Genomic DNA, 14,142 nt, shown 5'->3' on the forward strand with positions numbered 1-14,142 from the left:
TCCCTCCGCGCCCGGCGCATCAGACGGCAAAGAGCAGGAATTCCCGCTCCCACGAACTGATCACGCGCTTGAAGTTTTCATGCTCGGCCCGCTTGACCGCGACGTAGCCAGTGATGAACTTCTTGCCCAGGTATTTCTCGACAGTCGCGCTGTTTTCCATGCGTTCCAGCGCGTCTTCGATGGTCAGTGGCAGGCGCAGGTTGCGGCGTTCATAGCCGCGACCCACCACCGGCGCACTCGGGTTAAGGCCCTCGACCATGCCGATGTAACCGCAGAGCAGGCTCGCGGCAATCGCCAGGTAAGGGTTGGCATCGGCGCCCGGCAAGCGGTTTTCCACCCGACGGTTTTGCGGCCCGGCATCCGGGACTCGCAGGCCCACGGTGCGGTTCTCTTCGCCCCACTCCACGTTGACCGGCGCCGAGGTATCCGGCAGGAAGCGGCGGAACGAGTTGACGTTCGGCGCGAACAGCGGCAACAGCTCGGGGATCAGTTTCTGCAAACCACCGATGTGGTGCAGGAACAGTTCGCTCATGGTCCCGTCTTCATTGGAGAAGACGTTCTTACCGGTTTCGATGTCGATGATGCTCTGGTGCAAGTGCATCGCGCTGCCTGGCTCGCCGGTCATGGGCTTGGCCATGAACGTGGCTGCCACGTCATGCTTGAGCGCGGCTTCGCGCATCGTGCGTTTGAACACCAGGATCTGATCGGCCAGCGACAGGGCATCGCCGTGACGGAAGTTGATTTCCATCTGCGCCGTGCCGTCTTCGTGGATCAGCGTATCGAGGTCCAGCTCCTGCAATTCGCACCAGTCATACACGTCTTCGAACAGCGGATCGAATTCGTTCGCTGCTTCAATGGAGAACGACTGACGGCCGATTTCCGGGCGACCGGAGCGGCCGATCGGCGGTTGCAGCGGGTAGTCCGGATCGTCGCTGCGCTTGGTCAGGTAGAACTCCATTTCCGGCGCCACGATGGGCTGCCAGCCCTTGTCGGAATAGAGTTTCAGGACCTTTTTGAGCACGTTGCGCGGCGACAGCTCGATCGGGTTGCCTTGCTTGTCGTAGGTATCGTGGATCACCTGGGCGGTGGGCTCGATGGACCAGGGCACCAGGAAGACTGCGTTCGCGTCCGGACGGCAGATCATGTCGATGTCGGCCGGGTCGAGCAGTTCGTAATAGATGTCGTCTTCGACATAGTCGCCGGTCACGGTCTGCAACAGCACGCTCTCGGGCAGGCGCATGCCTTTTTCGGCAATGAACTTGTTGGTCGGCGAAATCTTGCCCCGGGTGATCCCGGTCAAGTCGGCGATCATGCATTCGACTTCTGTGATCTTGTGGTCTTTCAACCAATCGGTGAGCTGGTCGAGGTTGTGACTCATAAATGCCTCTTAGGCTGAGTTTCCTGACTCTTATAAGTCAGGCGTCGTTTGACGCATCGGCGTCGCGTTGAAATGCGTGTCTGGCACAGGCTATCGTGTTTTTTCCGTAACGCGCGGTAAATGCCGGGCGTGCAGAATCACGAGCGGTGCCCAGCGTGATCGCCGAGCCGCTATTGTGAATCGGTTCTATATTGAATGGAGTAACCGTAATGGGGGTGCCGCTTCGACCGTCCAGAATATCGGACAGGATCAGTCGGTTCGCCAGGAGCGGGAGAATCACCGGCAGGCCCGGAGCCGCTGGAGCCATGGCGCGGACGTAGCTGTCACCACTGATGTGATAAGCATGCAGACCGATCTGCCTGGAGCAGATGGCGACGCCGATTAACGGCAGGCGAGACATGAAGCACCCCGGTATTATTGCTGTTATGGGTTTGAATCGAGCTTAGCCTTGTTCATTTTTTTACACAACACCCCCGTAAAAAATACAACACGGCCCGCTCAAGTCCGCGGCCGCCAAAGCATTCAAAGGTATAAAAACGCCCCAAAGTGCCTCAAAAATGCCCCACGAGCGCTTTTTTAGGGCAAAAAAGGCCTCGCTTGACTTCGGCATGCCGTTCGGGTTGACTGGAATCCGAAGAGATCAATGATTGATATTTTTAACAACAAAGGTGTTGCATCATGTCGGTACCCCCGCGTGCCGTTCAGCTTAACGAAGCGAACGCGTTCCTTAAGGAACATCCTGAGGTTCTGTACGTTGACCTTCTGATTGCGGATATGAATGGTGTGGTGCGCGGCAAGCGCATTGAACGCACCAGTCTCCACAAGGTTTACGAGAAAGGCATCAACCTGCCGGCCTCTCTATTTGCTCTGGATATCAATGGTTCGACGGTGGAAAGCACCGGCCTGGGCCTGGACATCGGCGATGCTGACCGAATCTGTTATCCAATCCCTGACACCCTGTGCAATGAGCCATGGCAGAAGCGCCCGACCGCGCAACTGTTGATGACCATGCACGAACTCGAAGGACAGCCGTTCTTCGCCGACCCGCGTGAAGTACTGGCTAATGTCGTGCGCAAGTTCGACGAAATGGGCCTGACCATCTGCGCCGCGTTCGAACTGGAGTTCTACCTGATCGACCAGGAGAACGTGAACGGTCGTCCACAACCGCCACGTTCGCCGGTGTCTGGCAAACGCCCGCACTCGACTCAGGTCTATCTGATCGACGACCTCGACGAATACGTCGACTGCCTCCAGGACATTCTGGAAGGTGCGAAAGAGCAAGGCATCCCGGCCGACGCCATCGTCAAGGAAAGTGCCCCGGCGCAGTTCGAAGTGAACCTGCACCACGTGGCCGACCCGATCAAGGCGTGCGACTACGCGGTCCTGCTCAAGCGTCTGATCAAAAACATCGCCTACGACCATGAAATGGACACCACCTTCATGGCCAAGCCTTATCCAGGCCAGGCGGGCAATGGTTTGCACGTACACATTTCGATTCTTGATAAAGATGGCAAAAACATTTTTGCCAGCGAGGATCCCGAGCAGAACGCCGCACTGCGTCACGCGATCGGCGGTGTGCTCGAGACCCTACCGGCGCAGATGGCTTTCCTCTGCCCGAACGTCAACTCCTACCGTCGTTTCGGCGCACAGTTCTACGTGCCGAACTCGCCGTGCTGGGGCCTGGACAACCGCACCGTGGCGATCCGCGTTCCGACCGGCTCGTCCGATGCGGTGCGCATCGAGCATCGTGTCGCTGGCGCCGATGCCAACCCGTACCTGCTGATGGCTTCGGTCCTGGCGGGCGTGCATCACGGCCTGACCAACAAGATCGAGCCGGGCGCCCCCGTGGAAGGCAACTCCTACGAGCAGAACGAGCAGAGCCTGCCGAACAACCTGCGCGATGCATTGCGTGAACTGGACGACAGCGAGGTCATGGCCAAGTACATCGATCCGAAATACATCGATATCTTTGTCGCGTGTAAAGAGAGTGAGCTGGAGGAGTTCGAACACTCCATCTCTGACCTTGAGTACAACTGGTACCTGCATACCGTTTAAGTGGTTGCAGTAGAAGAAACGCCGTCGGCTGATAAGGCCTACGGCGTTTTTTTATGGCTGAACACTGACTTTGTGGCGAGGGGATTTAGCGAACGTCGCACCGCCCCGCTGGGTCGCGAAGCGGCCCCAAAGCCTGCAACTGCGGTGTTTCAGGAGTATCGCGTACAGAGGTTTTGCGACTGCTTCGCAGCCGAACGGGGATAAATCCCCTCGCCACAGGGGATATGGAACATCTGCCCGCTCTGCGTACAATGCCCGCTGCCCCGCAGGAGACTCCAATGACGCGCACCGCCACCGTTCGCAAACCCCGCGCCCGCAGCCAGGCCCGGATCGATTCGATACTCGATGCCGCCCGCACGCTGCTGGCCGCCGAGGGCGTGGCCAGTCTGTCGATCTACAGCGTGGCCGAACGCGCGGAGATTCCACCCTCTTCCGTCTACCACTTCTTCGCCAGCGTCCCGGCCCTGCTCGAAGCCCTGACCGCCGACGTCCACGCCGCGTTTCGCGCCTGCCTGCAAGCGCCCATCGACCACGACGCCCTCAACGGCTGGCGCGACCTCTCGCGAGTGGTGGAACAACGCATGCTCGCGATCTACAGCGAAGACGCCGCCGCCCGGCAGCTGATCCTCGCGCAGCATGGCCTGACCGAAGTCACCCAGGCCGACCGCCAGCACGATATTGAACTGGGCGACTTGATGCACAAGCTGTTCGATCATCACTTTGAATTGCCGAAGCTGCCGACCGATGTTGATGTGTTTGCCCTGGCCATGGAGCTCGGCGACCGCGTCTACGCCCGTTCAGTGCAGCAGCATGGGCAGATCACACCGCGCATGGCCGAGGAAGGCATGCGGGTGTTTGATGCGTATTTGGGGCTTTATCTGCCGCCGTACCTGCACAAGCGCGCCGCCCTGTAAAACATCGCAGCCTTCGGCAGCTCCTACAGGGGCAATGCGAACTACTGTAGGAGCTGCCGAAGGCTGCGATCTTTTGATCTTACAACTTGGCGATCGACACCTCGGTGGATTTCACAAACGCGATCACTTCGCTGCCGACCACCAGTTCCAGCTCTTTCACCGAGCGCGTGGTGATCACCGACGTCACGATGCCGGAAGCGGTCTGCACGTCGATTTCCGAGAGCACGTCGCCAAGTACGATTTCCTTGATCGAGCCTTTGAACTGGTTACGAACGTTGATGGCTTTGATCGTCATGATGTTGATTCCTGTCGTTGAGATAAGGCTTGAGTTATTGAGCCCAACGCAATTGCGTAGGCAATGGTGAAACGGGTTCCGGTTCCGGTGGCTGCCCCGGCAGCGCCAGTACGCGATTGAGGACCTCGGTCTCCAACGCCGCCAGCCGATGAGAGCCGCGGACCCGAGGGCGCGGCAGTTCCACCTGCAGGTCGAGGCCGACTTCGCCCTCTTCGATCAGGATCACCCGATCAGCAATCGCCACCGCTTCACTGACGTCGTGGGTCACCAGCAACACGGTGAAGCCGTGTTTCTGCCAGAGCCGTTCGATCAGTTGCTGCATTTCAATTCGGGTCAGGGCATCCAGCGCGCCCAGAGGTTCGTCGAGCAGCAGCAGGCGCGGTTGATGGATCAGCGCACGGGCCAGGGCCACGCGTTGCTTCTGCCCACCGGACAACGCCGCTGGCCATTCGTTGGCGCGGTCCGCCAGGCCGACCGACTCCAGCGCTTCCAGGGCCTGCGGCCGCCAGTTGCCCTTGAGCCCGAGGCCGACGTTGTCGATGACCTTTTTCCATGGCAGCAACCGCGCTTCCTGGAACATCAGTCGGGTGTCTTCCCGTGCATCACTAAGTGGTGCGGAGCCCGCCAGCAATTCGCCGCCGGTGGGCTTGTCGAGACCGGCGAGCAAGCGCAACAAGGTACTTTTGCCGCACCCACTGCGCCCCACTACCGCGACAAACTGACCGGCCGGAATGTGCAGGTCGATCTCGCGCAGTACCTGCCGCGAACCAAAGGTTTTTTGCAGCTTGCGCACCGCCAGCGGAATACCTCGCAGCAGGCGTGGAGGTTGTTGAGCCGTCATGCCGCACCTCCCTTGGTGACCTGGTAAGCCGGATGCCAACGCAACCAAACACGCTCAAGTCCACGCGCCGCGAGGTCGGCCAGTTTGCCGAGCACCGCGTACAACAGAATCGCCAGCACCACCACGTCAGTCTGCAAGAACTCCCGGGCATTCATCGCCAGGTAGCCGATGCCGGAGCTGGCGGAAATGGTTTCAGCCACGATCAGGGTCAGCCACATGAAGCCCAGGGCGAAGCGCACGCCGACCAGAATCGAAGGCAGCGCACCTGGCAGGATCACCTGCCGGAACAGGCTGAAACCGGACAAGCCATAACTGCGGGACATCTCCACCAGCGCCGGATCGACGTTGCGGATGCCGTGATAGGTGTTGAGGTAGATCGGGAACAACGTGCCCAGCGCCACCAGGAAAATCTTCGCCGACTCATCGATGCCGAACCACAGAATGACCAGTGGAATCAGCGCCAGGTGCGGCACGTTACGAATCATCTGCACCGAACTGTCGAGCAGGCGTTCGCCCCATTTCGACAGGCCGGTGATGAAACCCAATGCCAGACCGATGCTGCCGCCAATGGTGAAGCCCAATGCCGCGCGCCAGCCACTGATCGCCAGGTGCGTCCAGATTTCGCCGCTGCGCACCAGGCTCACGCCGGCTTCGATCACCGCAATCGGTGCCGGCAGAATCCGCGTCGACAACCAACCCGCCGACACCGACAACTGCCACACCGCCAGCAGCAAAACCGGCAACGCCCAGGGCGCGAGGTTGTGGATTATTTTCTTCATGGCTGCGCCTCAGCTTTGGGACGCGGCTTTCGGAAGGATGTCGTTGGCGACCATCTCACCGAACGGGCTGACGAAACCGGCGCTTTTCGGCAGCTCGGGTCGCTCGATATCGAGGTGCGGAAACAGCAATTCAGCCACTCGATAGGACTCTTCCAAGTGTGGATAACCGGAGAAGATGAACGTGTCGATCCCCAGGTCCGCGTATTCCTTCACTCGTGCGGCCACGGTCGGACCGTCGCCGACCAGCGCTGTGCCGGCACCGCCACGCACCAGGCCGACGCCGGCCCACAGGTTGGGGCTGACTTCCAGGTTGTCACGGCTGCCACCATGCAGCGCGGCCATCCGTTGCTGACCGACGGAGTCGAAACGCGCCAGGGACGCCTGGGCACGGGCAATGGTTTCGTCATCCAGATGCGAGATCAGCCGTTCCGCCGCTTGCCAGGCTTCATCATTGGTTTCGCGAACGATCACATGCAGGCGAATGCCGAAGCGCACGGTACGACCGAGCTTCGCGGCTTTGGCCCGCACCTGTTCGATTTTTTCGGCAACGGCTGCCGGCGGCTCGCCCCAGGTCAGAACCATTTCCACCTGCTCTGCCGCCAGGTCCTGAGCCGCTTCCGAAGAACCGCCGAAGTACAGCGGCGGACGCGGTTGCTGGATCGGCGGATAGAGCAATTTCGCGCCTTTGACGCTGATGTGCTGACCGTCGTAATCGACGGTTTCGCCTTCCAGCACGCGGCGCCAGATGCGGGTGAATTCCACCGAAGCCTGATAGCGCTCTTCGTGGGTCAGGAACAAACCGTCGCCGGCCAATTCTTCCGGATCACCGCCCGTCACCAGGTTGAACAGCGCACGGCCGCCGGACAAACGATCCAGCGTCGCCGCCTGACGCGCAGCCACCGTCGGGGAAATGATCCCGGGGCGCAGGGCGACGAGGAATTTCAAACGCTGGGTCACCGGGATCAGCGACGCCGCCACCAGCCACGAATCTTCGCAGGAGCGGCCGGTGGGAATCAGCACCCCACCGAAGCCCAGGCGATCCGCCGCTTGCGCGACTTGTTGCAGGTAACCGTGGTCGACGGCGCGAGCGCCTTCGGCGGTGCCAAGGTAATGGCCGTCGCCGTGGGTAGGCAGGAACCAGAAGATATTGAGGCTCATGGAGTGGTCTCCTTAGGGAATCGAATTACTGTGCTTTGGCAACGGCGGCCGGTGGCGTCCAGATCACGTCTTTAATGCTCAAGGGCTTGGGAATCAGCTTGAGCTGATAGAAGCTGTCGGCGATTTTCTGTTGCGCGGCGACCACTTCCGGGGTCAGGAACAACGCGCCATAGCCCTGGCGTTTCACCGAGGTCAGGGTGATGTCCGTCGGCAAGCCGAGCAGTGGCGACACCTGTTTGGTCACGTCCTCTGGGTTGGCCTTGGACCACTCGCCGACCGCGCGCACTTCTTCCACGAGGGTCTTGATGACCTCAGGATTTTTCTCTGCGTACGGCTTGGTCGCCAGGTAGAACTGATGATTGTCGACGATGCCTTGGCCATCACGAAGGGTGCGCGCTTGCAGTTGCTGTTCGGCGGCGGCCTGGTACGGGTCCCAGATCACCCAAGCGTCGACGCTGCCACGTTCGAACGCGGCGCGGGCATCGGCAGGCGGCAGGAATACAGTCTGGATGTCGGTGTATTTGAGGCCGGCGTCTTCTAGCGCACGGACCAACAGGTAGTGAACGTTGGAGCCTTTGTTCAGGACGACTTTCTTGCCCTTGAGGTCCTGCACCGATTTGATCGCCGAGTCCTTCGGCACCAGGATCGCTTCGCTGTGAGGCGCTGGCGGTTCATAGGCGACGTAGAGCAGATCGGCGCCGGCTGCTTGAGCAAATACGGGTGGGGTTTCGCCGGTCACGCCGAAGTCGATGGAGCCGACGTTCAGGCCTTCGAGCAGTTGCGGGCCACCGGGGAATTCAGTCCATTGCACGTCCACGCCTTGGGCGGCGAGGCGTTTTTCCAGCGTGCCTTTGGCTTTGAGCAGCACCAGGGTGCCGTATTTTTGATAACCGATCCGAAGCGTCTCGGCTTGAGCTTGAGTAATGGCGCCGAAGGTGACAGCCGCAACAAACAGAGCGACCAGACCACGACGCAAAATGACAGGGCGCATGGCGCTCTCCTATTTGCAGTTGGGTTTTGGCTGCACCTGCTTGCCCGTTAGCGGGCGAGTAAGGCCAGTACTTCAATTTTTGGGTGGGGCTTAAATGCTCCAGCGAGCACTCAACAAACGTTCGTTCAACAGGTTCGGATCAAGCGGCTTGGGCCGTCGGGCCATGGCGCTGAAAAACAGCTCCAGCGATTCATTCAGTCGTTGCTCCAGCTCCGGTGCCAACTGCGCCTGGGCGCTGCCTTCGCCGTAGGCGATCTGGCTGTCCACGGCGAAAATCCCGTGGAGCATTTCCTGGGCTTTCAACGCCGACAGCACCGGTTTGAGCGCGTAATCCACCGCCAGCATGTGGGCGATGCTGCCGCCGGTGGCCATTGGCAAAACCACCTTGTGCGCCAGGGCGCGCTCGGGCAGCAGGTCCAGTACGGTTTTCAGCGCGCCGGAGAACGACGCTTTGTAAACCGGGGTCGCGATCACCAAACCGTCGGCGTTTTCAATTTGTTGCAGCAAGTCGATCACCTTGGGGCTGTCGAAGCGTGCGTGCAGCAAGTCTTCGGCCGGGAAGTCCCGTACCTGGTAACTCACCACTTCCACACCTTGCTCTTGTAACCAGCGTTGGGAGCGGTCCAACAGCACCCCTGAACGGGAACGCTGGCTGGGACTGCCACCGAGTGAGACGACCAGCATTCAGACGATTCCTTGAAGGGTGTGAGCGATTCGCGGCTTGCGATCTCGCTTCGATGCAGTGACCTTAACAGGTGATTGTTATATCCATAAATCATATTTATTCATTTGGTTATTCCTTGTAGAGCTATACAAATCAGCTTTCCCCAAGCAAAAAAACAGGCCGTAAAAACGGCCTGAAATCCCCTGCTTTGTGGATGCCTTTAGGAGGATCAAAAGATCGCAGCCTGCGGCAGCTCCTACATGTGTTCGACCTGTAGGAGCTGCCGCAGGCTGCGATCTTTTGATCTTTAACGATTCGGTTGTGGCGTCAGGCGCAGGTACGGCTTCACCGCGCGATAACCCTTGGGAAAGCGTTTGTTGATTTCGTCTTCGTCCTTGAGCGACGGCACGATCACCACTTCATCACCGTCCTGCCAGTTGGCCGGAGTGGCCACTTTGTAGTTGTCGGTGAGCTGCAGCGAGTCGATAACACGCAGAATTTCATTGAAGTTACGGCCCGTACTCGCCGGGTAAGTGATGGTCAACCGAACCTTTTTGTTCGGGTCGATCACGAACAGCGAGCGCACGGTCAGGGTGTCGTTGGCGTTTGGATGGATCAGGTCGTAGAGGTCCGACACCTTGCGGTCAGCATCGGCGAGGATCGGGAAGTTGACGGTGGTCGCTTGGGTTTCGTTGATGTCCTCGATCCATTTGTGGTGCGAGTCCACCGGGTCTACCGACAGGGCGATGGCCTTTACGCCGCGTTTGGCGAAGTCATCCTTGAGCTTTGCGGTGAAGCCGAGTTCGGTGGTGCACACCGGCGTGAAGTCCGCCGGATGAGAGAACAACACGCCCCAGCTGTCGCCCAGCCATTCATGGAAACGAAGGATACCAACGCTGGAATCCTGTTCGAAATCGGGGGCGATGTCGCCGAGTCTGAGGCTCATGGTGCTGCTCCTTGTGAGTGCTTGTTGAGCTCAACAGTGCCTGTGTTTTTTATGAATTAAAAAGAATAAATATCGATTTATTTAGATCATAAGCGAATATTAAAGATCTGTTCACTGGACCTCGACAAGCATCGAGACGAACATCGCCCACAAGGTTCGAGAAGGCCTTGAGTTGCTGCAAAAAAGGGGAATTTCAAGGAGGGTTTACGGGGGTGAGCCTGACTTGAAACGCAAAAGCCCCGTCCGGCGTGATGCCGGGCGGGGCTTTTTTTGCTTCAGTGACGCGAGCGCTATTACAACAGCGGGATCGAGTAGCTGAGGATCAGGCGGTTTTCATCCTGGTCGCGTTGACCCGGGATGTCGTTGCGCCACATAGCGTTTTTCCACATCACGCCGAAGTTCTTCAGCGGGCCTGATTGCACTACGTAAGCCACGGTCAGGTCGCGTTCCCACTCGGAGCGGCCGGTTCCATTGACGGTTTTCTGTGGGGTGGTATCACCCACTTTGCCCGCAGTGTCGATATCGTCGCCGCGCAGGTAAACGATGCCAGCGGTTGCGCCTGGCAGGCCAACCTTGGCGAAGTCATACGAGTAGCGAGCTTGCCAGGTACGCTCGCCAGCGCGGCCGAACTTCTGGATTTGCATGTCGGTGATGGTGTAGTTCGACGAACCGTCACCCTGGTTCAACCAAGGGAAATCGCTGTCACCATTGCTGACCTGATAACCGCCACCAAAGGTGTGACCGGCAACGGTGTACAGGAACAGTCCGCTGTACAGGTTGTTGTCGACTTTACCTTTGGTGATGATTGCACCGGCATTGTTAGTACCGTAATCACCGGTGGTGAAGTAAGAGGAATTGTGGCCGTTGGCGCCATCATCGCGGCTGTTGAAGTAACGGAAGTCAGATTTCAACACGCCTGGACCGATGGACCAGTTGTGTACCAGACCCAGGAAGTGTTGCTTGTAGAAGTCTTCCAGGTTGCCGTAGTAGTACTGGGCAGTCAGGTCTTTAGTGATTTTGTAGTCACCACCGGCATAGATGAACTTGTTGCTGTCGCGACCGGCAGCGGTGTGCGCGTTAGCGCCAGCGATCGACAGTTGCTCATTGTTGCTGGAATTACGACCTTTAACCGCTTCGATCTGACCACCGACCAGAGTCAGGTCCTTGATCTCGCCGGAAGTGATCTGGCCACCTTGCCAAGTTTGCGGCAGCAGACGCCCGTCGTTGGTTACGATGACCGGGTTCTTTGGCTGCAGGGTACCCAGCTTCAGTTCGGTCTGGGAGATCTTGGCTTTGGCAGTCAGACCCAGGCTAGAGAAGTTATCAACCGCTTCGCCGTTGGATTTGCTTGGGAAGACAGTGCCGCCGTAAGAAGTGGCGGTCGCGCCGTTGGTGCCGCCGCCAGTGTCCAGACGCACGCCCAACAGGCCGATAGCGTCGATACCGAAGCCGACAGTACCTTGGGTGTAGCCGGAGATGAAGCGCAGGTCGAAGCCTTGGCCCCATTCTTCGTTCTTGTTCTGGGCACCAGCAGCTTTGGTAGCGCCGTCACGGTTGTCAGTGTTGATGTAGAAGTTCCGCAGCCCGAGGGTGGCCTTGCTGTCTTCAATGAAACCGGCGGCGCTTGCTTGCTGCGCCAAAACCCCTACGGCCACAGCCAGGGCCAAGGTGGACTTGTTCATTTGTTTCGCTCCTATCGTTTCTAATTCTTGGTCCCGGATCGAATGCCCTGGGATCCTAAATCGCACATTTTCACGCCAGACTGTTTAAACCGGCCTTTTGGCGGTCGCAGGATACCTGGCTATAAACCCAAATAGAATTACTGATTTGTTTTTCATGCCATTCAGGAATATACCTGCTCAGCGCAGATCCGGGGTATCGGCTGACAACCCGATTCCTTAACCTGATTGAATGTCGAGAGGCGAAAATGCCAAGTCCAAGGCGCTCGGTGAGTGCCGGACGGGCTCACTTTAGGCGGTTAACGAAAAAGCTAAAAAGAATAAAAAATAACTAGGTTAGCTTTTTTAGGAATATTAAAAAAAAGACGAAAAAAAGCCTCGCCAGTCGGCGAGGCTTAATCTTGAAGCTATTACATGAAGCTGTAGGTGTAGTTGAAGATCAGACGGGTCTGGTCCTGATCAACAAGGCTGGTGCCGTCGCCACGATAAGTACCGTGACGCAGAGTTGTACCAAACCCTTTCAGCACACCCGTTTGAATCACGTAATCGATACGTGCGTCGGTCTCATGCTCGCTCAGGTCTTTACCAGTACCGTTGGTAGCTTTGATGTCTTGACCACTCAGGTAAGCAATCGAAGCTTTCAGACCGGGTACGCCCAGCGAGGCGAAGTCATAGGAGTACTGGCCGTACGTGGTGTTTTCACCGGCACGGATGAAGCTGCCAACTGTGGCATCGGTAAACGAGTAGAAGCTGGCGCCGCCGGCGCCTTCGTTGCGACCGTTGCCATCGACAACGCTACCCTGGTTCAAGAAAACAAAGCCGCCGTCATCGCTGACACGCTGGTGCCCGAGCAGGAATGCGCTACCACCCAGGGTATAGGTGAAGGTAGAGCTCCAGGTTTTGTTATCAACCTCGCCCAGGTGCTTGGCGTAGCCACCGTTGTTGTTGAAGCGGTAGCCGACATCGCCGTTCTTACCGTCGGAACTGCTGTCGAAATAACGCAGATCAGTCTTGAACGACTGGTTCGGGGCGATCGGGAAAACATGCACCAGACCGAGGAAGTTCTGCTTGTAGTAGTCTTCCAGGTTCGCGTAGTAGTACTGCAGCATCAGGTCTTTGGTGACCTTCCAGTCAGCGCCGGCGTAACGGAACTGGTTGCTGTCCTGAGTACCGCCATTCACCGCCAGGCCAGTGCTGTTGGAGGAGGCGCGACCCGTCGCGTGCTCGAGTTGACCGACGTTGAAGGTGACGTTGTCGATTTCCTTCGAGGTGATGGTGCCACCTTCAAAGGTTTGTGGCAGCACGCGACTGTCGTTCGCAATCAGGATCGGCATGTTCGGCATCAGAGCGCCGCCCAGGTGGGCCTCTGTCTTCGAGAAGCGTGCCTTGACGTTGCCTGCTGCACGGCTCCACGAACTCTCTGCCGAACCATCGCTATCGCTAGGGTTGAAGGAGTTGTTGTCCGGGTGATGGCCTTTGCCGCCGTCCAGATGGATACCGACCAATGCCTGGGCGTCGATACCAAAACCAACGGTACCTTGGGTGAAGCCCGACTGATAATCGAACTTCAGACCTTCAGCGGTCTCGCGCTGTCTGTTTGAAGGAGTACTGTTAGTGGTGCCGGCAGCATTTTCACGGTTATCTGCGTCGAAATAATAGGTACGCGAACTAACGGAAGCCTTGCTGTCTTCGATGAAACCGGCGGCGCCTGCCTGCTGCGCCAATACCCCTACAGCCACGGCCAAAGCCAAGGTGGACTTGTTCATTGTTTCGCTCCTCTCGTTTCTAATTCTTGTGTTCCTGGTTCGAGGTCAAATGCCTCGAATCCTAAGATGCGCGATTAGCGCCAGACCGTGACCCACAAGTCAATCGTAACTATGTGTGTCTACGACCATAGTCTAATCCCCGGTTTTTTGGTCCTTGCGGGTTCATGAGTTCGTCATAAACCTAAAAAAGAATGCCTAGATTCTTTTTTCATACCTTTTAGGAATAAAGCTCACCCCAATCATTAGCCCGGAATAGAGCGGCCAACGCATAAGCTAATTCCTAAACAGTATTTATTAGCTTTTTTTTAGAGTCATTAGCGTTGACGCAATTCGGCAACATTTCCTTTACCGAACGGCGCAGCCAGGACGACCAAACGCGCACTATCCAGCCCATTTGTTACAGTTTGTGTATCGCTCGTATTTTCTTAATTCGCCCACGCAGCGAACCTCACTGTGGGGTTATCAAACCGGGATTGGCCGATTGCGGTTCCGCCTTTCCGGACTCAAAGGCGCAACAGACCACCGCACTACTGGACGGCGGTACGGCCAAGGCGATTGGGGAGACAGCGAAATACGTGCAGGATTAACACAGTCGCCCTGTAGGAGCTGCCGCAGGCTGCGATCTTTTGATCTCAAAAAAGCCAAGTCAAAAGATCGCAGCCTGCGGCAGCTCCTA

The 14,142-nt window shown here is 57.9% G+C and carries 13 protein-coding genes and 1 pseudogene; 3 read left to right on the forward strand and 11 right to left on the reverse strand.

What is annotated here, in order from left to right; all coding sequences use genetic code 11:
- Positions 1-19 precede the first annotated feature (19 nt).
- Positions 20-1,378, reverse strand: coding sequence for a glutamine synthetase family protein (locus ACA052_RS27685; RefSeq protein ID WP_497647648.1), 1,359 nt, complete (start codon positions 1,376-1,378; stop codon positions 20-22).
- A gap of 37 nt (positions 1,379-1,415) precedes the next feature.
- A complete protein-coding gene (locus ACA052_RS27690; protein ID WP_497647649.1) occupies positions 1,416-1,778 on the reverse strand; it encodes a gamma-glutamyl-gamma-aminobutyrate hydrolase family protein in 363 nt (120 codons plus the stop codon).
- A 278-nt stretch (positions 1,779-2,056) separates the two neighbouring features.
- Between ACA052_RS27690 and ACA052_RS27695 the strand changes: the two genes are divergently transcribed.
- Positions 2,057-3,433, forward strand: a complete 1,377-nt coding sequence (locus ACA052_RS27695; protein WP_038980872.1) for a glutamine synthetase family protein — start codon at positions 2,057-2,059, stop codon at positions 3,431-3,433.
- A gap of 278 nt (positions 3,434-3,711) precedes the next feature.
- The gene (locus tag ACA052_RS27700; protein WP_497647650.1) at positions 3,712-4,347 is read left to right on the forward strand and encodes a TetR/AcrR family transcriptional regulator; all 636 of its coding nucleotides are present in this window, start codon (positions 3,712-3,714) and stop codon (positions 4,345-4,347) included.
- 79 nt (positions 4,348-4,426) lie between these two features.
- Here ACA052_RS27700 and ACA052_RS27705 read toward each other — a convergent pair whose 3' ends face one another.
- The 9 genes from ACA052_RS27705 to ACA052_RS27745 all read right to left on the reverse strand — a co-directional run bounded on the left by ACA052_RS27705 (position 4,427) and on the right by ACA052_RS27745 (position 13,466).
- Entirely contained in the window at positions 4,427-4,642 is a 216-nt protein-coding gene (locus ACA052_RS27705; protein WP_003229256.1) for a TOBE domain-containing protein, read from the reverse strand.
- Between the two features lie 34 nt (positions 4,643-4,676).
- Positions 4,677-5,483 (reverse strand): aliphatic sulfonates ABC transporter ATP-binding protein, encoded by an 807-nt coding sequence (gene ssuB / locus ACA052_RS27710; RefSeq protein ID WP_497647651.1) that lies wholly within the window; start codon positions 5,481-5,483, stop codon positions 4,677-4,679.
- Complete coding sequence (gene ssuC, locus ACA052_RS27715; RefSeq protein ID WP_497647652.1) at positions 5,480-6,262, reverse strand: aliphatic sulfonate ABC transporter permease SsuC; 783 nt, start codon at positions 6,260-6,262, stop codon at positions 5,480-5,482. Before ssuC ends, ssuB begins: the two co-directional genes overlap by 4 nt.
- Positions 6,263-6,271: 9 nt before the next feature.
- Positions 6,272-7,420 carry an FMNH2-dependent alkanesulfonate monooxygenase gene (gene ssuD, locus ACA052_RS27720; RefSeq protein WP_497647653.1) on the reverse strand — a complete coding sequence of 383 codons (1,149 nt, stop codon included), beginning with the start codon at positions 7,418-7,420 and terminating at the stop codon, positions 6,272-6,274.
- Positions 7,421-7,445: 25 nt separating this feature from the next.
- Positions 7,446-8,411 (reverse strand): sulfonate ABC transporter substrate-binding protein, encoded by a 966-nt coding sequence (locus tag ACA052_RS27725; RefSeq protein WP_497647654.1) that lies wholly within the window; start codon positions 8,409-8,411, stop codon positions 7,446-7,448.
- Between the two features lie 90 nt (positions 8,412-8,501).
- Complete coding sequence (ssuE, locus tag ACA052_RS27730; protein WP_497647655.1) at positions 8,502-9,095, reverse strand: NADPH-dependent FMN reductase; 594 nt, start codon at positions 9,093-9,095, stop codon at positions 8,502-8,504.
- Positions 9,096-9,382: 287 nt separating this feature from the next.
- The gene (locus ACA052_RS27735; protein ID WP_497647656.1) at positions 9,383-10,021 is read right to left on the reverse strand and encodes a peroxiredoxin; all 639 of its coding nucleotides are present in this window, start codon (positions 10,019-10,021) and stop codon (positions 9,383-9,385) included.
- Between the two features lie 293 nt (positions 10,022-10,314).
- Positions 10,315-11,703 carry an OprD family porin gene (locus ACA052_RS27740; protein WP_497647657.1) on the reverse strand — a complete coding sequence of 463 codons (1,389 nt, stop codon included), beginning with the start codon at positions 11,701-11,703 and terminating at the stop codon, positions 10,315-10,317.
- A 407-nt stretch (positions 11,704-12,110) separates the two neighbouring features.
- Positions 12,111-13,466, reverse strand: coding sequence for an OprD family outer membrane porin (locus ACA052_RS27745; protein ID WP_497647658.1), 1,356 nt, complete (start codon positions 13,464-13,466; stop codon positions 12,111-12,113).
- 485 nt (positions 13,467-13,951) lie between these two features.
- On the opposite strand from ACA052_RS27745, the pseudogene tauA reads away from it, so the two are divergent.
- Positions 13,952-14,050 (forward strand): annotated as a pseudogene (tauA, locus tag ACA052_RS27750) (taurine ABC transporter substrate-binding protein); the annotation flags it as partial.
- Between the last annotated feature and the right edge of the window lie 92 nt (positions 14,051-14,142).

The organism is Pseudomonas sp. LBUM1644 (genome assembly GCF_059716195.1).